The organism is Bradyrhizobium sp. USDA 4473, assembly GCF_054063335.1.
On record NZ_JBSSGE010000001.1, the window covers coordinates 6,926,943 to 6,950,536 of the forward strand.

Genomic DNA, 23,594 nt, shown 5'->3' on the forward strand with positions numbered 1-23,594 from the left:
GATCACGATGTCGCTGATCCAGGAAATCGATTTCGGCACGCCCAAGTCCAAATCCGAGACGATGGTCACGTTGACCATCGACGGCAACCAGATCACCGTGCCCGAGGGCACCTCGATCATGCGCGCGGCGATGGAAGCCGGCACCCAGATTCCAAAACTCTGCGCGACCGACATGGTCGACGCCATCGGCTCCTGCCGGCTCTGCCTGGTCGAGATCGAGGGCCGCGCCGGCACGCCGGCCTCCTGCACCACGCCGGTGATGCCCGGCCTCGTCGTGCACACCCAGAGCGAGCGGCTGAAGCAGCTGCGCAAGGGCGTGATGGAGCTCTACATCTCCGACCATCCGCTGGACTGCCTGACCTGTGCCGCCAATGGCGACTGCGAATTGCAGGACATGGCGGGCGCCGTCGGCCTGCGCGACGTGCGCTACGGCTATGAGGGCGAGAACCACGTGTTCGCCAAATCGCATGGCTGCGAAAACGACAATTGGATGCCGAAGGACGAATCCAATCCGTACTTCACCTACGATCCCTCGAAGTGCATCGTCTGCTCGCGCTGCGTCCGTGCCTGCGAGGAGGTGCAAGGCACCTTCGCGCTGACGATCTCCGGCCGCGGCTTCGACAGCCGCGTCTCGCCCGGCATGAGCGAGAGCTTCCTCGGCTCCGAATGCGTCTCCTGCGGCGCCTGCGTGCAGGCCTGCCCGACCGCGACGCTGACCGAGAAATCCGTGATCGAGATCGGCCAGCCCGAGCACTCGGTCATCACCACCTGCGCCTATTGCGGCGTCGGCTGCGCCTTCAAGGCCGAGATGCGCGGCGAGGAAGTGGTGCGCATGGTGCCGTGGAAGGACGGCAAGGCCAATCGCGGCCATTCCTGCGTCAAGGGCCGCTTCGCCTGGGGCTACACCACTCACAAGGAGCGCATCCTGAAGCCGATGATCCGCGAGCGGATCGAGGACCCCTGGCAGGAAGTGTCATGGGACGAGGCGTTCAACTTCGCCGCCGCGAAGTTCAAGGGCATCCAGCAGAAATACGGCCGCGACGCGGTCGGCGGCATCACCTCGTCACGCTGCACCAATGAAGAAACCTATCTGGTGCAGAAGCTGATCCGCGGCGGCTTCGGCAACAACAATGTCGACACCTGCGCCCGGGTCTGCCATTCGCCGACCGGCTACGGCCTGTCGCAGACCTTTGGAACTTCGGCCGGCACGCAGGATTTCGATTCGGTGGAAGACACTGACGTTGTCATGATCATCGGCGCCAATCCGGCCTCGGCTCACCCTGTATTCGCCTCGCGGCTGAAGAAGCGGCTGCGCCAGGGCGCCAGGCTGATCGTGCTCGATCCGCGCCGCACCGAGATGGTGGAATCGCCGCATGTCAAGGCGCTGCATCTGCCGCTGATGCCCGGCACCAACGTCGCCGTGGTCACGGCGCTCGCCCACGTCATCGTCACCGAAGGGCTCGTCAACGAAAGCTTCGTGCGCGAGCGCTGCGACTGGAGCGAGTTCGAGGAATGGGCGGCCTTCGTCGCCCAGGACAAATACAGCCCCGAATCGACCGCGATCATGACCGGCGTCGATCCGAAGGATCTGCGCGAAGCGGCGCGGATCTATGCCACCGGCGGCAACGGCGCGATCTATTACGGGCTCGGCGTCACCGAGCACAGCCAGGGCTCCACTACCGTGATCGCGATCGCCAACCTCGCGATGGCGACCGGCAATATCGGCCGGCCCGGCGTCGGCGTGAACCCGCTACGCGGTCAGAACAACGTGCAGGGCTCCTGCGACATGGGCTCGTTCCCGCACGAACTGCCCGGCTACCGCCATATCTCGGGCGACGCCGTGCGCGAGCAGTTCGAGGCGATGTGGAACGTCAAGCTCAACAAGGAGCCGGGCCTGCGCATCCCCAACATGTTCGATGCCGCGATCGAAGGCACCTTCATGGGCCTCTACGTGCAGGGCGAGGACATCCTGCAATCCGATCCGAACACCAAGCATGTGGTGGCGGCGCTGTCGGCGATGGAATGCGTCATCGTCCACGACCTGTTCCTGAACGAGACCGCGAACTACGCCCATGTGTTCCTGCCCGGCTCGACCTTCCTGGAAAAGGACGGTACCTTCACCAATGCCGAGCGCCGCATCCAGCGCGTCCGCAAGGTGATGACGCCGCGCAACGGCTACGCCGACTGGGAAGTGACGATCCTGCTCGCCAAGGCGATGGGCTTCGAGATGCACTACAGCCATCCGTCGGAGATCATGGACGAGATCGCGGCGCTGACGCCGACCTTTACCGGCGTCTCCTACGCCAAGCTCGACGAACTCGGCTCGGTGCAGTGGCCCTGCAACGAGAAGGCGCCGGAAGGCACGCCGGTGATGCATATCGGCGGCTTCGTGCGCGGCAAGGGCAAGTTCATCGTCACCGAATATGTCGCGACCGACGAGCGCACCGGTCCGCGCTTCCCGCTGCTGCTCACCACCGGCCGCATCCTCAGCCAGTACAATGTCGGCGCGCAGACAAGGCGCACCGAGAACGTGGTCTGGCACGCCGAGGACCGGCTGGAGATCCACCCGCACGACGCCGAGCAGCGCGGCGTGCGCGACGGCGACTGGGTGCGGCTGGCGAGCCGCGCCGGCGAGACCACGCTGCGCGCCGAGATCACGGACCGCGTCGCGCCGGGCGTGGTCTACACCACGTTCCATCACCCCGACACCCAGGCCAACGTCATCACCACCGACTTCTCGGACTGGGCGACCAACTGTCCGGAGTACAAGGTGACGGCCGTGCAGATCTCGCCGTCGAACGGCCCGTCGGACTGGCAGAAGGCCTATGACCAGCAGGCACGCCACTCCCGCCGCATCGCGCCGGTGGTGGAAGCCGCGGAGTAGCGATGCGCGAACCGGTCCACAAGGCGATCCGGAAGGTCTGGCGCGACGGCGTCTTCAGCGACGGCGCGCGCCTGATCCCGGAAGAGACGCCGCTGGCGCTGACCTATAATGGCGGCACCTACGCCGTGATGATGGGCTCGCCCGAGGACCTCGGCGATTTCGCCGTCGGATTCAGCCTGAGCGAAGGCATCGTGCAATCGGCCGACGAGATCGAGACGCTCGACATCGTCGAGCTCGATGACGGCATCGAGCTCAGGATGTGGCTCAAGCCCGACAAGGCCGAGCAGATCGCGCAACGCCGCAGGAACATCGCCGGCCCGACCGGCTGTGGCCTCTGCGGCATCGATTCCATCGCCGAGGCGGTCCGGCCGGCCGCGGTGGTGCCCGCGGGCCGCATCTTTTCGCCGCGCGAGATCATGACCGCGGTCGCGGCAGTCGCGCCGCTGCAGGAGATCAATCACCAGACCCGCGCCGTGCATGCCGCCGCGTTCTGGACCGCCGCGCGCGGCATCGTCGTGGTGCGCGAGGATGTCGGCCGCCACAATGCGCTCGACAAGCTTGCCGGCGCGCTGGCCCGCGACAGGATCGACGCCAGCGACGGCATGGTGCTGCTGACCAGCCGCGTCTCGGTCGAAATGGTGCAGAAGACCGCCGCGATCGGCGCGCCGTTGATCGCCGCCGTGTCCGCGCCCACAGCGCTTGCGGTGCGGATGGCGGATGCCGCCGGCATCACGCTCGCCGCGATCGCCCGCGCCGATGGATTTGAAATCTTCACGCATCCGGAACGCGTCACAGGCGCGGTGCCCGGCAAGGAGTCCGCTTATGTCGTCGTCGCCTGACAAGCTGGTCTATATGGCGAACCAGATCGGGAAGTTCTTCCACAGCCAGGGCCACGACCGCGCCGTGCAGGGCATCTCCGAGCACATCTGGAAGTTCTGGGACCCGCGGATGCGCAAGCAGATCTTCGCCCATCTCGACGCCGGCGGCGCCGGCCTCGATCCCGACGTGCTCGACGCGCTGCAGAAGCTGAAGCAGCAGGCGTAGCTGAAATTGGAAGCTTGCTCAGCTCTCTCACCGTCACCCTGAGGAGCCGCGGAGCGGCGTCTCGAAGGGTCGACGGCCCGGCTGGTGGCCGTGCATCCTTCGAGACGCACTACGCGCTCCTCAGGATGACGGACGTGATATCGTAGGGTGGGCAGAGGCGCGCTGCGCCGTGCCCACCTTCAAGTGCCGTGCTGGAATGGTGGGCACGCTACGCTTTGCCCACCCTGCGCAGGTGAGCTAACCCCTCTACCCTACGATCGCATTGAACACGCAGCGCACCTCGCTCTGGGTCTCGCGCAGGCGGGCTTCCAGAGCGGAGAAATCCGGCGTGTCGCCGGCGCGCGCCATCACGCGCAGCAGGTCTTCGCCCGCGGTCTCCGGATTGAACTTGCCGGTGACGCAGAGCCGCAGGATCTGCGTCAAATCATGATAGAGCCGCGCCGCCGAGCGCAGGATCTCAGCCTCGGACTGGCCGAGCAGGCCGAGCTTGGCGGCATTTTCGAGCACCTGCAGCGTCGAGACGCTGAGGATCTCCGGCTTCGCCGATGCGTGCGCGAGCTGGAGATATTGCGCGATGAAATCGATGTCGACGAGCCCGCCGGCGGCGAGCTTGAGGTCCCAGACGTCGTTTTCGCCCTTCTCCAGCGCGATCGCCCGCCGCATGTCGGCGACGTCAGCCGCGGTCGACGCGGCGTCGCGCGGCCGGGTCAGCACGCTGCGGATGATCGCCTCGATCCGCTCGCGGAACTGCGGCGACGACGAGATCACGCGGGCGCGCGTCAGCGCCATGTGCTCCCAGGTCCACGCCTCGCGCTCCTGGTAGTCGGCGAACGCGTCGATCCGCGAGGCGACCGGGCCGGCGCGTCCCGAGGGACGCAGCCGCATGTCAACCTCATAAAGCACGCCATAATTGGTGCGGGTCGTGAAGGCGCTGATCAGGCGCTGGGTGAAGCGGGCAAAATACTGCGCGCCGTGCAGCGAACGCTCGCCGTCGGAATCCGGCGCCTCGCTGTCGAAATCGTAGAGCGTGATCAGGTCGAGATCGGACGACGCCGTCATCTCGCGGCTGCCGAGCCGGCCCATCGCGATGATCGCGGTCTCCTGCCCCTTGATGCGGCCATATTGCGCGGCGAACTGGTCGGTGACGAGGCCGTGCACGGTGTGCACGATGCCCTCCGCCACATCGGCAAAGGCCGTGCTGGCGTGCTGCGCCGACACCGTGCCGGACAGGATCCGCGTGCCGATCAGGAACAGGCTCTCCTGGCCGAACAATCTCAGGCGATCCAGGAAGTCCTCATAGGACGACGCATCCTGCAGCGTGGCGGCAAGCCGCTCCGACAATTCCTTCTTGTCCGGCATCGCGCCGAAGAAGCGTGGGTCGACCAGGCCATCCATGATCTGCGGCTGCCGCGCCAGCATGTCACCGAGCCGCGGCGCAGCACCGAGGATCAGCGCCACCAGCGCGACGAAATCGCGGTTCTGGCTGAGCAGCGAGATCAGCCGCCCGCCCCGTTGCAGCGCGCCGAGGAAACGGTCGAACGCCACCACCGCATCATCAGGCTCCTCGGCATGCGCAAGGCCGTCGATCAAGCCGGGAATGAATTCGAGGAACGCCGCCCGCGTCGCCTCCACGCGCAGCGCGCGATAATCGCCCGCGATCCATTGCTGCACGGTGCCCGCGACCGCGACCGGCTTCTTGAAGCCGAGCTGGGCGAGATGCTCGATCAGCCGGCCGTCGTCCGGCCCTGCACCGTAGTCGACATCCGGCAGCTTCGCGGTGCCGGTCGGATCGTCGCCCTCGAACAGCTTGCCGTAATGGTTCTGCACGATCTTGAGCTGGCCGAGCAGATCCCTGGCGAACGCCTCGCGATTCGCGTAGCCGAAGAAATGCGCGAACCGCTCGACGTCGTCAGGCGCTTCGGGCAGCGCGTGGGTCTGCTCGTCGGCAATCATCTGCAGCCGATGCTCGACCCGGCGCAGGAATTCGTAGGCCCTCGTCAGCTCGTCGCGCGCCTCGAAGGTGATCCAGTTGCTGTTGGCGAGCACGTCGAGCGCCTCCAGCGTCGGCCGCACCCGCAGCTCCGGATGGCGGCCGCCGGCGATCAGCTGCTGGGTCTGGGCGAAGAATTCGATCTCGCGGATGCCGCCGCGGCCGACCTTGACGTTGTGGCCCTCGACCGAGATCTCGCTCTGGCCGCGATAGGTCTGCATCTGCCGCTTCATGTCGTGGACATCGGCCAGCGCGGCAAAGTCCAGATGCTTGCGCCAGACGAACGGCGCCAGCTCGCCGATCAGCGCCTCGCCGGCCCTGGGATCGCCAGCGCAGGGCCGCGCCTTGATCATCGCGGCGCGCTCCCAGGTGCGTCCCTCGCGCTCGTAATAGTGCAAGGCTGCGTCGGTCGAGATCGCGACCTGGGTGGAGGCCGGATCCGGGCGCAGCCGGAGATCGACCCGGAACACATAGCCGTCGCCCGAGCGCTGCTGCAGCATCCGCGCCATCGCCTGGGTGACGCGCACGAAGAACGGCTGCGGCTCGATGTCCTCGGCGAGCGAGGTGGCGCTGCGGTCGAAGAACACGATCAGGTCGATGTCGCTGGAGTAGTTCAGCTCGCCTGCGCCCATCTTACCCATCGCGAGCACGATCAGGCCCGAGCCGATCTCCGGATGCTTGGGATCGACAGCGGTCATCCGGCCGAGCGCGACCTCCTGCCGGAACAGATAGCGCAGCGCCGATTGCACCGAATTCACCGCGATGTCGGTCAGCGCCGCCGTCACCCGCATCACCGGCCAGACGCCGCCGATGTCGCACAGCGCGATCATCAGCGCGGCCTCCGCCTTCGTGCGGCGAAGTAGAGCCATCACCTCGGCCTCGCTGCCGGCGGCGAGCACCTCGCGCGAGGTGGTCTCGATCAGGCCCGCGAGATGCTGTTCCGGGTCGCATGACAGGATTCGGATCAGCCGCGCGGCATCGGCGCGGGCGAGCTCGAACAGATAGGGCGAGAACTCGGCGATGCCGCGCAGGATGTCCCGTGCGAACGGATATTCCAGCAATGCATCGAGTGCGCTCGACTGCGCCGGCTCGAGCTCGGCGAACCAGTCGGTCAGGCGTTGATCGGCGGATTGGGGCGCGGCGACATGCGGTCCGTCCGCGAACCGCGCGGCCAGACAATGTCGATCCGCGTTCCCCGGCGCGGCGGCATTCATGCCGCCTTCTGTGGCACATCCTGCGTTTGAGCCGCAAGCCTGTCACTGCCGCCGGCCCGCGCGGGCAGCACCAGGGTCGCCACCAGCCCGGGATGGGAATCGCCGAGCCTGAGCTCGCCGCCATGGAGCGTGGCCACCGCCGAGGCCAGGCTGAGGCCAAGACCGGAACCGGGTAAGGTGCGGCTCGCCTCGAGCCGGACGAAGCGCTCGACTGCGTGCTTGCGGTCGCCCTCGGGGATACCGGGGCCATGGTCGATGACGCTGAGCAGCACCTGGTCACCCTCGCGCCGCGCCTCGATCAGGATCTCGCGCGCATCGGCCTTCATCGGCTCCACGCCCGGATCCGGCTTGCCATATTTGATCGCATTCTCGACCAGGTTGGCGAGCGCCTGGCTGATCAATTCGCGGTTGCCGTGGATCGGCGCCGGCGCAGTCCTGACCTGCAGCGTCATGCCGTCGTCCTCGGCGAGCGGCTCGTACAGCTCGTGGATGCCGTTGGCGACGTCGGCGCCGTCGAAATCATCCATATTGCCGCGCGCCTGGCCGGACTCGGCGCGTGCGATCATCAACAGCGCATTGAAGGTGCGGATCAGGCCGTCGGACTCCTCGATGGTGCGCTCCAGCGCCGCACGATAGTCGGTCTCGGTGCCCGACCGCGCCAGCGCCTCCTCGGCGCGGTTGCGCAGCCGCGTCAGCGGCGTCTTGAGGTCATGGGCGATGTTGTCGGAAACCTCCTTCAACCCCGTCATCAGCGCCTCGATGCGCTCCAGCATGGCATTGAGATTTTCCGCGAGGCGGTCGAGCTCGTCGCCGCTGCGGCCGACCGGCAGCCGGCCCGAGAGATCGCCCGCCATGATCCGCTTGGTGGTGCCGGTCATGGCGTCGATCCGATGCAGCACGCGGCGCGCGACGAAGATGCCGCCGCCGAGGCCGAGCACGATGACGACCAGGATCGACCATTGCGCGGCCTTGGCGACGATGCCGAACAGCCGCCGCCGCTCCTCGAGGTCGCGCCCGACCAGCAGGCGGAAGCCGTTCTCCATCTGGGTGACGCGCACCAGCGCGCGGTGATCGGTCTGGTCCTGGTCGTCGAGCCGGCGATAGGCGGTCTCGGTCCAGCCCTGCATGCTCATCACGCCCGGCGCCAGCGCGCCGACATTGCCGGCCAGCATCTGCCCGTTCGGCGCCGTCACCAGATAGAGGTTGGCGCCCGGCCGCAGCGCACGGTTGCCCATGGTGCCGAGCAGGCCGCGCAGGCCGCGGCGGTTGTAGATGTCGGTGATCTCGCTGATCTCGACATTGACCGTCGTCGTGATCTGCTCGGTGATCAGCCGCCGCGTGTTCCAGGCGAAGTAAGCCAGCAGCGAGGCGGCAAACAGCGCGAACAGGAACAGATAGACCAGCGTCAGCCGAAACGCCGTGGTCCGGATCAGTTTACCGAATGCCGTCACGGATCATATACCCCGCGCCGCGGATGGTATGCAGCAGCGGCCGCTCAAAGCCCTTGTCGATCTTGGAGCGCAGCCGCGAGATGTGCACGTCGATCACGTTGGTCTGCGGATCGAAATGATAGTCCCAGACGTTCTCCAGCAGCATCGTGCGCGTCACCACCTGGCCTGCATGCTTCATCAGATATTCGAGCAGGCGGAACTCGCGCGGCTGCAAGGTCAGCTCGTCCTTGCCGCGGGCGACGCGATGCGACAGCCGGTCGAGCTCGAGATCGCCGACCTTGTAGGTGGTCTCCTCGGCCGGTCCGACATTGCGCCGCGACAGCACCTCGACGCGCGCGAGCAGCTCGGCGAACGAATAGGGTTTCGGCAGATAGTCGTCACCGCCGGCGCGCAGGCCCTTGATGCGGTCGTCGACCTGGCCGAGCGCCGAGAGGATCAGCACCGGCGTCCGGTTGCCCTTGTCGCGCAGGATGCCGATCAGCGATAGCCCATCCCGCTTCGGCAGCATGCGATCCACCACCAGCACGTCGTAATCGCCGGTTTCGGCCATCGACAGCCCTTCCTCGCCGTCGGAGGCGAGATCGGCGATGTAACCGACTTCGCGGAACGCCTTGACCAGATAGTCGGCTGACTCGCGGTCGTCTTCGATGATCAGGATGCGCATTTGCGGAGCGGTTGCGGTCACGGGAATGGGCCCTCTGTCAGCATGGCGCGGCCGGCCTGCACATGCAAGACGACCGCGCATAATCTGTAAATTGAGCTGCCGCATGATCTGACCGGAAAACCGGTCCCCAGTTTTCCGGAACGTGCGGGTTGGGAAAAAGTGGGCGGTGAAGCTGGGGGACTTCACCGCCCTGAGACCTTCCGACGGAGGGGGGCATATTCCATCGAAAGGCAACATAGGGAGCGAGCAAGGGGCTCACCCCCCGGAAAGCGCCGTCGGCGGGGGCGACGAATGCCGGCGACGCTTTCCAACTCATATGTAGTTATCCCTTGGCCAGCGGCACTGCCACAAAGCGCGACGAACCGCCGCTCTTCACGCGCATGAGAACGCTGTTCTTGTTGTCGCTGCGGGCCGCGGTGATCGCATCACGGACCTCGCCGGCAGTGCCGACGGACTTGCCGGCGACCTCGAGGATCACGTCGCCTTCCTTGAAGCCCCGCTCGGCGGCAGCACTCTTGGGATCGACTTCGGTCACGACCACGCCTTCCTTGCCGGCGCCGGCCACGCTGTTGGCGGGAGCCACGGTGAGGCCGAGCTTCGGCACATCGGTGCCGCGCGACGAGTTGCCCCTGTCGCTGTTATCGGTGTCAGCCTTGGCTTCCAGATTGTTCGGCAACTGGCCGAGCGTGATGTTGACGACCTTGTCCTGACCCTTGTGCAGCACGTTCAGCTTCACGGCATTGCCGGGCGCGATGCCGCCGATGGTGCGGGCGAGTTCGCGCGCATCCTTCACCGGCTCGCCATTGACGGCGGTGATGACGTCACCGGACTCGATGCCGGCCTTGGCCGCGGGGCCGTTGGCCTGCGGTTCGGCGACCAGCGCGCCTTCGGCCTTCTTCATGCCGAGGCTGTCGGCGATGTCGGAGGTCACCGGCTGGATCTGGACGCCGATCCAGCCGCGGCTGACCGAGCCCTTGTCCTTCAGCTGGGCGACGACGCTCTTCACGGTCGCCGCGGGAATCGAGAACGCGATGCCGACGCTGCCGCCGGACGGCGAGTAGATCGCGGTGTTGACGCCCATCACCTCGCCCGAGACGTCGAACGCCGGGCCGCCCGAATTGCCCTTGTTCACGGGCGCATCGATCTGGATGAAATCGTCATACGGGCCGTTGCCGATGTCGCGGCCGGAGGCGGAGACGATGCCCGCGGTCACGGTGCCGCCGAGGCCAAACGGATTGCCGACCGCCAGCACCCAGTCGCCGATGCGCGGCTTGCTGTCGGAGAGCTTGGCGAACTGGAAGTTCGGGCCACCCTCGACCTTGATCAGCGCGAGGTCGGTCTTCGGATCGGTGCCGATCACCTTGGCGGAATAGGTCTTGCCGTCATCGGTCGTGACTTCGACCTTGTCGGCGCCGTCGACGACGTGATTGTTGGTCACGGCATAGCCGTCAGCCGAGATGAAGAAGCCGGAGCCCTGACCGGTCACCACGCCACCGCCACGCGGCCCACCGCGCAGACCCGGGGGCAAGCCATCCGGACCGCCGAAGCGGCGGAAGAAGCGCTCCATCGGCGAACCCGGCTGGAACGGCGAATCGTCATTGTTGCCGCCGTCGTCCTTGGCGACCTTCTCGCGGATGTTGACCTTGACCGAGATCACCGACGGCTTGACGCGCTCGACGATGTCGGCGAACCCGACCGGCTGCTGGACCTTCTTGACCTCGTTATTGACCTGCGCATGCGCGGGGGTCGTGAACAGGTCGGCGGGATTATGCGAGGGGCTGAAGCCGTAGGTGGCGGCACCGAGGCCAGCCACGACCGAGGCCATCAGCGCGAGTTTGCGGGCGGAAAACAGCGCGCGCTTCGGCGCCTTGTAGGACGGAAGGGTCGAGAGGTCGGGACGTTCGGTCATTGGCTGAAATCTCCAGGGCCAGAATCATTGGTGCGGGGCGAGCACCTGATGCATCTGAACATGGGGTCATCAGCCTTACAGCGCGCTGGCTGCGGAATTAAACTTTGGTAATTGAGCGCGCCGATGCTGCGGCAGAATAACGCAGGCAAAATAACAGCTTAAAGCCGGAACTAAACCGGCTTGTCCGGCGCGGATTCAGCCGCCAGCAGCCGTTCCAGGCGCGCCTCTTCGTCGGGCGTCAATCCGGGGGCGGAATCGGCCCCACCGGGGCGCGGATTTGCCCTGCGCCGACCGAGCCGCCAGAGCGCAAAACCGCCCAGCAGAAGCGCCAGCGGCGGGGTCAGCCACAGCACCAGCGTATGCTCGTTGAGGCGCGGCTTGAGCAGCACGAATTCGCCGTAGCGGGCCACCAGGAAGTCGATCACCTGGGCGTCGCTGTCGCCGGCCGAGATGCGCTCACGGACCAAGAGGCGGAGGTCGCGCGCCAGCGGTGCCTCCGAATCGTCGATCGACTGGTTCTGACAGACCATGCAGCGCAGCTCTTTCGAGAGCTCGCGCGCCCGCGTCTCCTTGGCCGGGTCGGTCATGATCTCGTCCGGCAGCACGGCACGCGCCGGCATCGCACCGAGCAGCAAGGTCGCCGCGAGCATGGCGGCTGCGAGGCTGCGCTTCCGCATCATTCGGCCGCCTGCAAGGCGCGCGCGGCCGCCTTGGCCGGCTTCGGCGCACCGACCCGCAGGCGGCGGTCGGACAGCGACAGCAACCCGCCGAACGCCATCAGCACCGGCCCCCACCAGATCATGAGCACCAGCGGCTTGTGATAGATGCGCACCGCGATCGTGCCGTCGGCCGAGGCATCTCCCAATGAGATATAGAGCTGGCTGGCGCCGCGGGTCAGCAGCGCGGCCTCGGTCGTCGAGGCGCCGCGGGTCGTGAAATTGCGCTTCGACGGCGTCATCACGCTGATCTTTTCGCCGTCACGGGTCACGGTGAATTGCGCGACCATCTCGCGGAAGTTCGGCCCCTGCCGCGGGTTCAGGCCGTCGAGCCGCAGCTCGTAGCCGGCGACGCGGGCCGTGTCGTCTGGCTTCATCGAGCCGATATATTCGCTGTTCCAGGTGGTCTCGCAGACGATCCCGATCAGCGCGATGCCGAGACCGGCATGCGCGAAGGCCGTGCCCCAGGTGGCGCGCGGCAGGCCGCGCGCACGGCGCAGCGAGAGCGACAGCGGAATCCTAAACAGCGCGACGCGTTCGGCGAGATCGCACAGCGCGCCCATGATGACGAAGGCCGCAAGCCCGATCGCAAGCGGCGCCAGCGTCGCGCCGCCATAGGTCCAGGCCAACACCAGCGCGATCGCAACCAGCGCGACGATACCGGCCACCATCAGCCGCTGCGCCGCGCCGAGCAGATCGCCGCGTTTCCAGGCCAGCAGCGGCCCGGAACGGCACCGCGAGCAGCAGCGGCACGAACAAAGGCGCAAAGGTGAAATTGAAGAACGGCGCGCCGACCGAGATCTTCTCGCCGGTCAGGACCTCGAGCGCCAGCGGATACAGCGTGCCGATGAACACCGTCGCGCAGGCGGTGGTGAGCAGGAGATTGTTGAGCACCAGCGCGCCTTCGCGCGAGATCGGTGCGAACAGGCCGCCCTGCTTCAGCGCCGGCGCGCGCCAGGCATAGAGCGACAGGCTGCCGCCGATGAACACGAACAGGATCAGCAGGATGAACACGCCGCGGGTCGGATCGGTGGCGAAGGCGTGAACCGACGTCAGCACGCCGGAGCGCACCAGGAACGTGCCGAGCAGCGACAGCGAGAAGGTCAGGATCGAGAGCAGCACGGTCCAGACCTTCAGCGCGTTGCGCTTCTCCATCACCAGCGCCGAATGCAACAGCGCGGTGCCGGCCAGCCACGGCATCAGCGAGGCGTTCTCGACCGGATCCCAGAACCACCAGCCGCCCCAGCCGAGTTCGTAATAGGCCCAGTAGGAGCCCATCGCGATGCCGAGCGTCAGGAAGATCCACGCCATCAGCGTCCACGGCCGCACCCAGCGCGCCCAGGCGGCGTCTATCCGCCCTTCCAGCAGCGCCGCCACCGCGAACGAGAACGAGATCGAGAAGCCGACATAGCCGAGATAGAGCATCGGCGGATGCACCGCGAGGCCGATGTCCTGCAGCACCGGATTGAGGTCGCGGCCCTCGAGCGGCGGATTGGCGATGCGCAGAAACGGATTCGAGGTGATCAGGATGAACAGATAGAAGGCGCTGGCGATCCAGGCCTGCACCGCCAGCACATGCGCGCGCAGCGACAGCGGCAAATTGTTGCCGAACGCCGCGACGAGGCCGCCGAACAGCGCCAGGATCGACACCCACAGCAGCATCGAGCCTTCATGGTTTCCCCACACGCCGGTGATCTTGTAGAGCAGCGGCTTCAGCGAATGCGAATTCTCGTAGACATTGGCGACCGAGAAATCCGAGGTGACGTGCAGCGTCACCAGCGCTGCAAACGACGCCGCGACGAACAGCAATTGCGCGAGCGCGGTCGAGCGCGCGACGTTCATCAGCGCCGCATCGCGCCAGCGCGCGCCGACGATCGGCACGATCGACTGGATCAGCGCAAGGGCGAGCGCGAGCACCAGCGCGTAATGTCCGCTTTCGGCGATCACCGCATGGCTCCCTGGGTCGGCGCCGCGGAGGCGCTCGGCATATTGTTCGGCTTCTTGCCGTAATCGTCCTTCCAATGACCCTGCTTCTTCAGGGCATCGGCGACATCCTTCGGCATGTAGGTCTCGTCATGCTTGGCGAGCACGGTGTCGGCGCGGAACACGCCGTCCGCATCGAGCGCGCCTTCGGCAATGACGCCCTGCCCTTCGCGGAACAGATCCGGCAGGATGCCCTTGTAGGCGACCGGCAGCGTCGCGCCGCCGTCGCCGACGGTGAAGGTCACGGCAAGATTGTCGCCGCGCTTCAGCGAGCCCTGTTCCACCAGGCCGCCGAGGCGGAAACGCTTGCCCGGGCCGAGATGCTTTTCGGCGACCATCGACGGCGTCGAGAAGAACACGATGGAATCGCGCAGCGCGTTCAGCACCAGACCCGCGGCGATCGCGAGCACGGCGAGCGCGCAGCCGATCAATGTCAAACGCCGTTGCTTCCTGGTCATGGTCTATCCTTGCTCATGACGTTCTCCGAAAACCGCTGCGCTCGTTTCGGCGTCATGATTTATCCATCCAACCCGAGATTCTTCAGCCCTTCATTGAGCTGACGCAACCGGACCGCATCCTTGGCGACAGCCTGACGAGCGTCGGCAAGCGCGCTCATCGCCTTGTCGCGCTCCCCCATCACGAGATAGGCGCGCACCAGCCGCAGCCAGCCCTCGACGTCGTCGCCATTGGTCTTCAGCCGCGTCGCCAGCCGATCGACCATGCCCTTGATCATGGTGCCGCGATCGGCCTCGCTCATGTCTTTCGCCGCAGCCATCGCACCGTCCGGCAGTCTCGGCGCGCTGACGCCCGGCGGGACGTCTGGCACGCTGCCGCCGACCCGCACCAGCGCGGCCTGCACCAGCGGCCGCCACGGCGCATCGGACGGCGCCTTCGCCAGCATCTTCTGCCAGAGCGCGGCGGCGTCGGCCGTGCGACCGTCCTGCTCGGCGGCGAGGCCGAGGAAATAGTTCGCCTTGGCATCATCGCCATTGAGCGCGACCGCGCGCTCGAACTCCGCCTTGGCCTCCGCGGTGACGACGCCGCCGGCGCTTCCCATCAAGGCCTCGCCGAGATCGGCGCGGCGATCGGCGCTGTCGCCGGCATAGCTGATGGCGTTACGATAGGCGCGCACCGCGTCATCGTAGCGGCCGAGCCGCGACAGCACCGGCGCCAGCACGGTCCAGCCGCGGCCGTCGGTCGGGTTCTTCTCCAGATGCGCCTCGACCTGCGCGACCAGATTGGCGAGCGGCTGGTTGGCATCGGCGACCTTGCTGCGCTCGGCAAGCGGAAAGTCGCCGAGCCGCGGCGAGCCGAGCGCGAGATAGAAGCTCGAGGCAATCACCGGCAGCCCGACCAGCGCCACCACCGCCGCAGCGCGGCGCAGCGTGAGACTGCCCGTTACCGGGGTGTCGCGTCCGCTCTGGTCGGCGGCGGCGAGCAGCCGGCGGCTGATCTCGATCCGCGCGGCGTCCGCCTCGGCGGCGCCGATGATCCCTGAGGCCATGTCGCGGTCGATTTCGGCGAGCTGGTCGCGGTAGACCACGACCTCGCTGCCGCCCGAGTCCGCGCGCCCGCGCCGGCTGAGCGGCCACAGCACGGCAAAGATCGCCGCGACCGTCATCAGCGCGAACACAAACCACAGCGTCATCAAGCGGTTCCCGGATGGAACGGCGGCTTCCGGCAAGCCACCTTAGAATCGCTTTACACCACCGGCGGCGAGCCCGGCAATTGACAATTGCTGGATCGGCGGAAGGTCGAAATCAGGCGGTTTTCCAGCGTCGTTGCGGCGGCCGGGCAATGGTGTTTCCCGGTAAAGGCGCGCACGATCAAAAACCGCGAAACAACCCCATGCAAAGGTGCGGCGGCCGCCGGCCCTCGAATGACGACTTGACACGCCGGGCAACTCAGCGCCACACTTCCATTATTCCGAAATCGCGCGATCGCTCTGTCCCAGCGCTCCCGCTACCCCGCGCGCGACGACTTTCGCTCCCCTGTCACGGCATTCTCCGCCGCCCGGTTCATTAGCGAGGCGTAGTCGTGGCCGAACAGCACCTCGCAGAAGCGGATCGCGGCCTTGACCTGCTGCTGGCGGAAGGCGCGGACTCGGGCGTCGCCGCCGCGCAGTGACTGCACCAGCCCCTCGGTCGATTGCTCGACATAATGCTGCAGGTCCGAGAAGGTCCGCAGCGTCACCTCGTTGATGGCGAGCTCGCTGGCATAGGTGCGGCACACCGCGACGAAATCGATCAGGGCGGCGGCGTCCTCGACCTCGGACGGGTCGATCTTGGCGCCGGCCGTGATGTCCTTGTCGGCGCGCTGGCGCAGGATGCGGCGGACCCGGCCCGGCACGCTGTCGATCTCCGATTGCAGCGCGTTCGAGGTGTCGGCGCGGACCGACGTCAGCTGACGGCCCCAGGTGGAGTCGTTGCGCAGGTCGAGCTCGGTGCGCAGGCCGCGGACCCCGTCATGCAGGGTCTTGAGCTGCTCGCCGACATAGTCGAAATGCCCGCGCTTGATGTCGGTGCGCAGGCAGGCCGCGACGAACGACAGATCATGCAGCGCGATGGTGACGGCGACGCCGTAGGGCGTGGCCGCAACCCGCAGCTCGTCGTCGGAGGCTGCCATCTTGATCGCGAGGCGGACGATCTGCCACGGCGCGGCGAGCCGCTGCGCGATCAGCGACAGCGCGAACGGCAAGAGCTGCGGCGTCTGCAGCGACGGCAGCTTCAGCGCCTCGGTGGCGGAGGCGATCTGGGAATCCGCGAACACGCGGATCTGGCTTGGCAGCCGGCTGCCCAGGGTTTCCAGCGCCTCGCGGGCCTGCAGCACCAGGCCGATCGGCAGCAGGTCCTCGACCACGCTCGGCGGGCCGACCCGCGCCAGCGCGCGCTGGCGGTCGTCCTGGCTCGGCCCTGCGACCTTGAGGATGGCCTCCGCAGCCGCCAGCTGGAATTTTCGCGCGGCGACTTCCATCGGGCCGCTCTCGGTGGCCGCCGCCAGCGCCGCCTCGAATGCGCGGGCCGCCTCCGGCGCGCCCTCGCGGGCCAGCCACTGCCAGATCGGCAGCAGTGAGGCGCGCCGCAGCTGGCCGGGCCGGGTCGGGAAATTGGTCTCGGCGAGGAACGGCTCGAGCGGCCGGAACAACAGCCGCGCCGGATCGTCGCTGCGCGGCTCGATCCGCTCGTCCTCCTCGGCCCCGCGCACGATCTTGCGCAGCTGCTCCAGCACCAGATTGGCGACGGCGACATCGTCGCCGCGTTCGACCGCGCGCTCCAGCTCGCGCATCAGCAGCGCCTGCGATTGCGGCGGAAGCTGCGCGAGATAATCCCTCAGCCGCTCGGTCGATTTTTGGCTCATGCGCCCGGTCGTGAAAGCTTGGTGCCCGGCAAACGCCGCAGCCCGTCCGCCCGCGATGATAGTGGTTGGCGCGTTAAGAACGCGTTTAGGAAGAATGAGGGCGCAAGGAACGATGCGGCGGCGGCGAACATCGTCATTCCGGGGCGCGCAGCGAACCTCAGATGCGCAATTGCGCATCGGGGAATCTCGAGATTCCGGGTTCGATGCTTCGCATCGCCCCGGAATGACGATACCCAACGAGCGTTCCCATGAGCTGGTTTCATGGAATTGCTCGCCTACACCGCCGGCAGCACCAGCTCCGCCCGCAGACCGCCGATCGGAGCGTCGTTCAGGGTGAGCTTGCCACCATAAAGCCCGGCGAGATCGGTCACGATCGACAGGCCGAGCCCCGAGCCGGGCTTCGATTCGTCGAGCCGCTGGCCGCGCCGCGCCACCTGGGCGCGCTCGGCCTCCGACAGGCCGCGGCCGTCGTCGTCGACCACGATGCGCAGCCTGGGTCCTGCGCCCGACGTCTCCGGCGGGACCACGGCGATCTCGATCAGCACCTGCGAGGCGGCCCATTTGCAGGCATTGTCGACGAGATTGCCGACCATCTCCTCGAGGTCCTGCCGCTCGCCGCGGAACCGCGCCGCCGGATCGGCCTTGGCCTCGATGGTGAGATCGCGATCGCGATGGATCTTCTCCATGGTCCGGCGCAGCGCCTCGATCGCGGGCGCGACGTCGGTGATGGTGCTGACGATGGTGGCGCGGGCGGCGATCCGCGCCCGCTCGAGATGATGGGCGACCTGGTCGCGCATCAGATCGGCCTGCTCCAGCACCTTGCTGGCGAACGGATCGGCGGCATGCGCGCCTGCCTCGTTCACGATCACCGACAGCGGCGTCTTGATCGCATGCGCGAGATTACCGACATGGGTGCGCGAGCGCTCGACGATCTCCCGGTTGGCATCGATCAGCGCATTGGTCTCGCGCGCCAGCGGCGCGATCTCGACAGGGAAGCGGCCCTCCAGCCGCTCGGCGCGGCCGGAGCGGATATCGGCAATGGAGTCCGAAATGCGCTTCAGCGGCGCCAGGCCGTAACGGACCTGGAAGATGGTGGTCAGCAGCAGCACGATGCCGAGGGCTGCGAAGGTGCCGAACAGGTAATAATCGAAGCTGCGGGTCTCATCGAAGATCTCGGTGGCATCGCCGGCGACGCTGACCAGGAACTTGCCGTCGGCGCCGAGATCGACCGGCCGCTCCACCATCCGCAGGCTCTGGCCCTCGGGCCCGTCGACATAGCCGAGGCGGACGCCGGCGGCGGTCAGTTCGGCACCGTGATCCTCGAGCTTGGGCAGCTTCTTGTCCCACAGCGAGCGCGAGGCCCGGGTCTCGCCCTTTTCGGTGTCGGTGCGGGTGATCTGCCAGTACCAGCCCGACAGCGGCAGGTCGAACAGTGGCTCGCCGAGTGACTGGAACTGGCGGTCGGCCGGCTCGTCCGGCGTCGCCACCTCGGCGATCAGGGTGCGCAGATAGAGATTGAGCCGGCGGTCGAAGGCGCGCTCGGTCGCGTCGCGATAGACCGACGACAGGATGACGCCGGTGATCGCCAGGATCACCACCACCCAGGCGGTCGCCGAGACGAACAGGCGTGTCGCAAGCGAGCTGCCGCCCATCAGGGCACGCGCTCGAGCAGCGGGCCGGCGGCAACAGACATCGGGGATTCAGACATCGGCGAATCCAGTTTCGCGAATCCAGTTTCTCCTGGCCCGGATCATGCCAATGCCCGCATGGCGATCAAGCATCTCAAGAGCATGATCCGATTGAACAGGTTATGCCCTTATCCCGTTGTTTGGTCGCGCTTTCCTCGCGCGCGCCGGCGGCTTCAGAAAATGCCTTAGGTCGGCGGCGACAGCATGTAGCCGAGGCCGCGAACCGTCTGGATGATATCGACTTCCAGCTTCTTGCGGATGCGGCCGACGAACACCTCGATGGTGTTGGAGTCGCGGTCGAAGTCCTGGTCGTAGAGATGCTCGACCAGCTCGGTGCGCGACACCACCCGCCCGGTGTGGTGCATCAGATAATCAAGCAGGTTGTACTCGTGCGAGGTCAGCTTGATCGGGTTGCCGTTGACGGTGACCCGCTTGGTACGGGTGTTGAGCGCCACCGGCCCGCAGACCAGCTCGACCTGGGCATGCCCTGTGGCGCGGCGCAGCAGCGCGCGGATCCGCGCCAGCACCTCCTCGAGGTGGAACGGCTTGGCGACATAGTCGTCGGCGCCCGCATCGAAGCCCTGCACCTTGTCGCTCCAGCGGTCGCGCGCGGTGAGGATCAGGACCGGCATCACCCGCTTGTTGCGCCGCCAGGCCTCCAGCACCGAGATACCGTCCATCTTGGGCAGGCCGATATCCAGCACCACCGCGTCGTAGGGCTCGCTGTCGCCAAGGAAATGCCCCTCCTCGCCGTCGAACGCGCGATCGACCACATAGCCGGCGTCCGTCAGCGCGGTGGTGAGCTGGCGGTTCAGATCCGGGTCATCCTCAACGACAAGCAGACGCACTTTGGCCTCCGAGAGTGAACATTGCGATAGTCCGGGCATCAAATGAGGCTTCGCGCCGTGAACGGCTTATGAATGGAGCCACCGGCCAAAGCTAATTTTTTCGTCAGGTGCACCATCCCGGGAACCCGCGCAAGCGCGGCCGGTTCCCGCCGCAAGGTGCGGACGGAATGAGGCTTGGTTTCAATTACTGGTATTATGATACTATAATTTTGGATATGCGACCGCTGGTCTATCATCATGGTCCTGACGCATCGGCAGCGTGAGCAATGTCACAGTGGGCGGCAGGTTAACCTTCGGCGGGCAATTCATTTTCGCTGGTATCAGCGATACGCTAATCCAGCGGCACGTCGGGGGCACAGGGACCGGGAATACTTGATTGCTTGTTTCGAAGATTAGGACATTTGGCGTGGTTGCCGGCTGGCTTGCGCTGGCCTTCATCGCATTCGTCACGTTGTCCCCCATCCAGGACCGTCCGTCGTTCTTCCATCCCCAGACCGAGCGCTTCGCCGCATATGCGGTGATGGCGATGGCCTTCCTGCTGGGTTACCCGCGGCGGACCGGGCTGATCGTGCTGTTTGTCGTGTTCAGCTCGTTCACGCTCGAGGCGATGCAATTGCTGACGCCGGACCGTCACGGCCGGCTGCTCGACGCGATCGTCAAGGTGGCGGGAGGTTTCGCCGGCGTCGGCGCGGGTCACCTCATCCTACTGGTGCTGCGCAGCCAGTTCGGCCGGCTGCGGTCGCGCGCGGAACAATCCGCGGGTTGAACCGCTCAATCGCGCTTCGGCGCTTCCGCGGACCTGGTGCCCTGCTGCGCCATGCATTGCTGGAAGAAATTCAACCGGTCGCCATTCATCGGCGCCGCCCCCGGCCGCTTGTACGGATAGACCATATAGGCCGCGCGCAGGCACCGCTTCGCCGTCTCGGCATCGGGGGCTGCGATGGCGGCCCGCGACGACAGCAACAACGCCAGCACAATGCCGAGCCGAATGGGCGTGCCGCTCACGGCTTCTCGCATTCCGAGTAGAACACGCCATTGGCGGCCGCCAGCCGCTGCAGGCAGTGCCGCTTGTCGGTCACCGCGCCCTCGACTGTGAAATCGTAGGCCTGCGCCTTCAGGATCAGCGCGTAGCGTCCCGGCGACAGCGGCGTGTCGTCGCGCGGCTGGACCTCGAACATCTGCGGATCCTCGCTGAGCGGCGCGGCGCGGAACGGGATCGAGATGTTGCGGATCACCCAGGTGTCGTCACCGGGCGAGACCACCGGCTTGCCGGCCGTGTCGAATGTGGTCTGCTGGGTCACGCGCGCGATCAGGCGCACGTCGATCGGATCGGACGCGCCGCCGGCGCCCTCGCGCCGGAACACGATGAAGCGGAGATGGCCGTCCGGCAATGCAGTCTCGCTCGGCCTGGTGATCGCAGCCGAAATCGCCACGCGCGGATCCGGTGCGCGGCCCTGGATCAATTGCAGCTCATAGAGCTTGCCGCCGCTCTCGGCGTAGACGCCGTAAGCCGTCGGCAACGGCCGTTTCGGTGCGGGCGGCACGACGGGCGCGGCCGGCGCCGGCACGGCCGCGACGACCGCGGGCCGTTGCGGTTCGGCCGGCACCGGCGCAAGCGTTCCCGCGATCATCGCCAGCGCTGCCGCCAATGACACGCCGCGCTGCTGCAACAGCACGACGGCCGCGATCAACGCAAAGAAGCCGAGCATCGCGACGTAGCGCAGCGGCGCCGACGACGACCAGCGCGGCCGGCGCCGCAGCTCGACCCGATCGAGCGTCGCGACAAAGGCCTCCTCGGCATCGATCCGCTGCGGACCCTCGATCCGCCGTGCGGCGCCTGCCGCTTCCAGGAATGCCGGCAGCGCCCGCGCCGGCGGCACCGAGAACCGCTCGACCAGATTGTCCCTGGTGTGCGCCTCGACGCCCTCGATCGCGACTTCCAGCGCCTGCATCAGGCGCGCTTTTTCCTTGGGATCCTGATGCGCGAGCTGTTGCAGCTTTTGCCGCGCGAGCTCGTAGACCGCGCTGCGCAGCTGCTGCGGGTCGGCGTTCACGGAATCGATGGTCCGCGCCAGCACCAGCGCGAACTCCACTTCGGGATGCGCAGGGCTGATGTCGCTGAGCGACCTCTGGGCCGGCGTCGACGTCATAAATGTTAGCCTGGATTGCCCATAATGTTACAATATTGTAGGTGGCTTTTACTGTTAACACAAATGACGAAACCGCAGATGACGCCGCGGTCCGGCGTGACCGTTCCCGGATACAGCAGGATTCATTGACCCGCTTGTTGCAAATCCTGGACGACTGGCTGTTCGCGCCGAAGCGGGATCGCCGGTCCTGGCCGGACCTGCTGCTGCTGGCGGGCTGGATCGCGCTGACCGGCTTCCAAATCTCCCGTCACGTGATGTGGCGCGACGAGGTGCGCGCGCTCACCATCGCCCTTGATGGCGATGATGTGATCGCGATGCTGCGAGGGCTGCATGGCGAAGGCCACCCTGCCCTCTGGTATCTGCTGCTGCGCGGCGCGCATGCCGCGGTCGGCCGGGTCGAGGTGCTGCCCGGTGTGGCCTTCGCGGTCGGGCTCGTCACCGTCGCGCTGCTGATCTTCCGGTCGCCGTTGCCGCGGCCGCTGGTCCTGCTGCTGATCACCGGCCATGCGCTGCTGTTCGAATATGTGGTGATGGCGAGGAACTACGGCATCTCGGCCTTGTTCCTGTTCGCGATCGCGGCCTGCTATCCGGCTCACCGCGACCGCGGCCTCGTGCTCGGCGTGCTGCTGTTGCTGCTCGCCAACACCAATGTCGTCGGCGCGATCATGGCCGGCGCTTTCCTGCTGTTCTGGTTGCTCGACCTGCTCGAAGTTCACGGCTGGCGCTGGTCACCGCTCCTGACCAATTTCGCGGTCAATGCGGCCATCGCGACGATCGGCGTCGCGATCTGCGCGGTGACGATGCTGCCGACCTACAATGATGCGGCGGCCCGCGACTGGTCGCACGCTTCGCCGCTGACGGCCGCAATTCTTTCGCTGGTGAACCCCGGCGCGACGTCGCTGGGCGCGCTGTTTGCCAATTTGCTGCCTTCGGTCGTCGGATCGGCGCTGCTGTTCGGCGCGACCCTCGGGCTATTGCCGCGCCGACCGGCGTTTCTCGCCGCCATCGCCGCGCTGCTGCTGACATCGCTGTTCTTCGCCGTCGCCGCCAACGGCGCCTATCGCCACGCCGCGGTCTTCCTGTGCTTCCTGATCGCGCTGTACTGGATCGGCTGGAGCAAGATCACCGCGACTTCCGCCGGACTGCTGCCGGCGATCGGACGCGTCTCGCTACTGCTGGTGCTCGCTGTCCAGACCGCCGCCGGCATCAACGATCTGCGCAACGCGGCGACCGGCGTTGTCGCAAGCCGCAGCGCCGATCTCGGTCGCCTGATCGCCGCTCGCCCCGATCTCGCCAACGCGATCATCCTCAGCGAGCCGGAATATCTGGTCGAGGCGCTGCCCTATTACGTCGGGAATCCGCTCTATCTCGCACGCGACCACAGGTTCGGCAGCGTCGTGATCTTTTCGCGCAAGGGCAAAATGGACGGCGATCTCGGCGAGACGCTGCGACTCGCGCGCGAGCTCCGCGAGACGCGTGCTGCGCCCGTCATCATCCTGCTCGCCTACCGGCTCGATGCGATCACGCCCGACCAGACCTATGACGAGGGCAAGGAGTGGCGGACGTTCCGCGCCTCAGCCACCGACCTCAGCGACTTCCGCGCAGCGACCACGATGATCCGCCGCTTCGGCCCGGCGAAGAGCGACGAGAGTTTCGACGTCTACCTCCTCAGATAAGCGATCAGGACAAGGAACCG

At 66.8% G+C, this 23,594-nt stretch carries 17 protein-coding genes and 1 pseudogene; 5 read left to right on the forward strand and 13 right to left on the reverse strand.

All coding sequences use genetic code 11. From position 1 onward, the window contains the following. Positions 1-7: 7 nt before the first annotated feature. The 3 genes from fdhF to ACVW17_RS32720 are packed head-to-tail and all read left to right on the forward strand — an operon-like array spanning position 8 to position 3,928. A complete protein-coding gene (gene fdhF, locus ACVW17_RS32710; RefSeq protein WP_456798317.1) occupies positions 8-2,884 on the forward strand; it encodes a formate dehydrogenase subunit alpha in 2,877 nt (958 codons plus the stop codon). A 2-nt stretch (positions 2,885-2,886) separates the two neighbouring features. Further along, positions 2,887-3,723, forward strand: coding sequence for a formate dehydrogenase accessory sulfurtransferase FdhD (gene fdhD / locus ACVW17_RS32715; protein ID WP_456755716.1), 837 nt, complete (start codon positions 2,887-2,889; stop codon positions 3,721-3,723). Continuing rightward, positions 3,707-3,928: a formate dehydrogenase subunit delta gene (locus ACVW17_RS32720; RefSeq protein WP_050405110.1), complete on the forward strand. Its 222-nt coding sequence runs from the start codon at positions 3,707-3,709 to the stop codon at positions 3,926-3,928. The genes fdhD and ACVW17_RS32720 overlap by 17 nt, the downstream gene beginning before the upstream one ends. Before the next feature lie 246 nt (positions 3,929-4,174). Here ACVW17_RS32720 and ACVW17_RS32725 read toward each other — a convergent pair whose 3' ends face one another. From ACVW17_RS32725 to ACVW17_RS32775, 11 genes and pseudogenes are all read right to left on the reverse strand, one after another. Further along, complete coding sequence (locus tag ACVW17_RS32725; RefSeq protein ID WP_456755717.1) at positions 4,175-7,132, reverse strand: bifunctional [glutamine synthetase] adenylyltransferase/[glutamine synthetase]-adenylyl-L-tyrosine phosphorylase; 2,958 nt, start codon at positions 7,130-7,132, stop codon at positions 4,175-4,177. Continuing rightward, complete coding sequence (locus ACVW17_RS32730) at positions 7,129-8,583, reverse strand: ATP-binding protein (protein ID WP_456755718.1); 1,455 nt, start codon at positions 8,581-8,583, stop codon at positions 7,129-7,131. Before ACVW17_RS32730 ends, ACVW17_RS32725 begins: the two co-directional genes overlap by 4 nt. Beyond that, complete coding sequence (locus ACVW17_RS32735; RefSeq protein WP_106319421.1) at positions 8,567-9,247, reverse strand: winged helix-turn-helix domain-containing protein; 681 nt, start codon at positions 9,245-9,247, stop codon at positions 8,567-8,569. Before ACVW17_RS32735 ends, ACVW17_RS32730 begins: the two co-directional genes overlap by 17 nt. 322 nt (positions 9,248-9,569) lie before the next feature. Further along, complete coding sequence (locus ACVW17_RS32740; RefSeq protein WP_456755719.1) at positions 9,570-11,156, reverse strand: Do family serine endopeptidase; 1,587 nt, start codon at positions 11,154-11,156, stop codon at positions 9,570-9,572. Positions 11,157-11,326: 170 nt separating this feature from the next. Beyond that, complete coding sequence (locus tag ACVW17_RS32745) at positions 11,327-11,833, reverse strand: cytochrome c-type biogenesis protein (protein ID WP_456756580.1); 507 nt, start codon at positions 11,831-11,833, stop codon at positions 11,327-11,329. Further along, a pseudogene (locus ACVW17_RS32750) lies at positions 11,833-13,819 on the reverse strand (heme lyase CcmF/NrfE family subunit). The gene ACVW17_RS32745 and the pseudogene ACVW17_RS32750 overlap by 1 nt, the downstream one beginning before the upstream one ends. Further along, positions 13,816-14,313: a cytochrome c maturation protein CcmE gene (gene ccmE, locus ACVW17_RS32755; protein WP_456755721.1), complete on the reverse strand. Its 498-nt coding sequence runs from the start codon at positions 14,311-14,313 to the stop codon at positions 13,816-13,818. The pseudogene ACVW17_RS32750 and the gene ccmE overlap by 4 nt, the downstream one beginning before the upstream one ends. 59 nt (positions 14,314-14,372) lie before the next feature. After that, positions 14,373-15,503: a c-type cytochrome biogenesis protein CcmI gene (gene ccmI / locus ACVW17_RS32760; RefSeq protein ID WP_456755722.1), complete on the reverse strand. Its 1,131-nt coding sequence runs from the start codon at positions 15,501-15,503 to the stop codon at positions 14,373-14,375. Positions 15,504-15,817: 314 nt separating this feature from the next. After that, positions 15,818-17,212, reverse strand: coding sequence for a hypothetical protein (locus tag ACVW17_RS32765; RefSeq protein ID WP_456755723.1), 1,395 nt, complete (start codon positions 17,210-17,212; stop codon positions 15,818-15,820). 275 nt (positions 17,213-17,487) lie between these two features. Then, complete coding sequence (locus tag ACVW17_RS32770; RefSeq protein WP_456755724.1) at positions 17,488-18,864, reverse strand: ATP-binding protein; 1,377 nt, start codon at positions 18,862-18,864, stop codon at positions 17,488-17,490. 221 nt (positions 18,865-19,085) lie between these two features. After that, on the reverse strand, positions 19,086-19,748 hold the full coding sequence (locus ACVW17_RS32775) for a response regulator transcription factor (protein WP_163154879.1): 663 nt from the start codon (positions 19,746-19,748) through the stop codon (positions 19,086-19,088). Positions 19,749-20,154: 406 nt separating this feature from the next. Between ACVW17_RS32775 and ACVW17_RS32780 the strand changes: the two genes are divergently transcribed. Then, positions 20,155-20,514 (forward strand): VanZ family protein, encoded by a 360-nt coding sequence (locus ACVW17_RS32780; protein ID WP_456755725.1) that lies wholly within the window; start codon positions 20,155-20,157, stop codon positions 20,512-20,514. A 5-nt stretch (positions 20,515-20,519) separates the two neighbouring features. On the opposite strand, the gene ACVW17_RS32785 is transcribed toward ACVW17_RS32780, so the two are convergent. Beyond that, positions 20,520-20,753, reverse strand: a complete 234-nt coding sequence (locus tag ACVW17_RS32785; protein ID WP_456755726.1) for a hypothetical protein — start codon at positions 20,751-20,753, stop codon at positions 20,520-20,522. Further along, complete coding sequence (locus ACVW17_RS32790) at positions 20,750-21,898, reverse strand: hypothetical protein (RefSeq protein WP_456755727.1); 1,149 nt, start codon at positions 21,896-21,898, stop codon at positions 20,750-20,752. Before ACVW17_RS32790 ends, ACVW17_RS32785 begins: the two co-directional genes overlap by 4 nt. A gap of 125 nt (positions 21,899-22,023) precedes the next feature. Between ACVW17_RS32790 and ACVW17_RS32795 the strand changes: the two genes are divergently transcribed. Beyond that, entirely contained in the window at positions 22,024-23,574 is a 1,551-nt protein-coding gene (locus ACVW17_RS32795) for a hypothetical protein (protein ID WP_456755728.1), read from the forward strand. Positions 23,575-23,594: the final 20 nt, after the last annotated feature.

Coding starts and splice junctions, on each gene's coding strand:
- ACVW17_RS32745 (WP_456756580.1), bottom strand. CDS start 11,833: ATGCGGAAGCGCAGCCTCGCAGCCGCCATGCTCGCGGCGACCTTGCTG.
- ACVW17_RS32720 (WP_050405110.1), top strand. CDS start 3,707: ATGTCGTCGTCGCCTGACAAGCTGGTCTATATGGCGAACCAGATCGGG.
- ccmE (WP_456755721.1), bottom strand. CDS start 14,313: ATGACCAGGAAGCAACGGCGTTTGACATTGATCGGCTGCGCGCTCGCC.
- ACVW17_RS32790 (WP_456755727.1), bottom strand. CDS start 21,898: ATGACGTCGACGCCGGCCCAGAGGTCGCTCAGCGACATCAGCCCTGCG.
- ACVW17_RS32765 (WP_456755723.1), bottom strand. CDS start 17,212: ATGAGCCAAAAATCGACCGAGCGGCTGAGGGATTATCTCGCGCAGCTT.
- fdhD (WP_456755716.1), top strand. CDS start 2,887: ATGCGCGAACCGGTCCACAAGGCGATCCGGAAGGTCTGGCGCGACGGC.
- ccmI (WP_456755722.1), bottom strand. CDS start 15,503: ATGACGCTGTGGTTTGTGTTCGCGCTGATGACGGTCGCGGCGATCTTT.
- fdhF (WP_456798317.1), top strand. CDS start 8: ATGTCGCTGATCCAGGAAATCGATTTCGGCACGCCCAAGTCCAAATCC.
- ACVW17_RS32770 (WP_456755724.1), bottom strand. CDS start 18,864: ATGGGCGGCAGCTCGCTTGCGACACGCCTGTTCGTCTCGGCGACCGCC.
- ACVW17_RS32735 (WP_106319421.1), bottom strand. CDS start 9,247: ATGCGCATCCTGATCATCGAAGACGACCGCGAGTCAGCCGACTATCTG.
- ACVW17_RS32725 (WP_456755717.1), bottom strand. CDS start 7,132: ATGAATGCCGCCGCGCCGGGGAACGCGGATCGACATTGTCTGGCCGCG.
- ACVW17_RS32740 (WP_456755719.1), bottom strand. CDS start 11,156: ATGACCGAACGTCCCGACCTCTCGACCCTTCCGTCCTACAAGGCGCCG.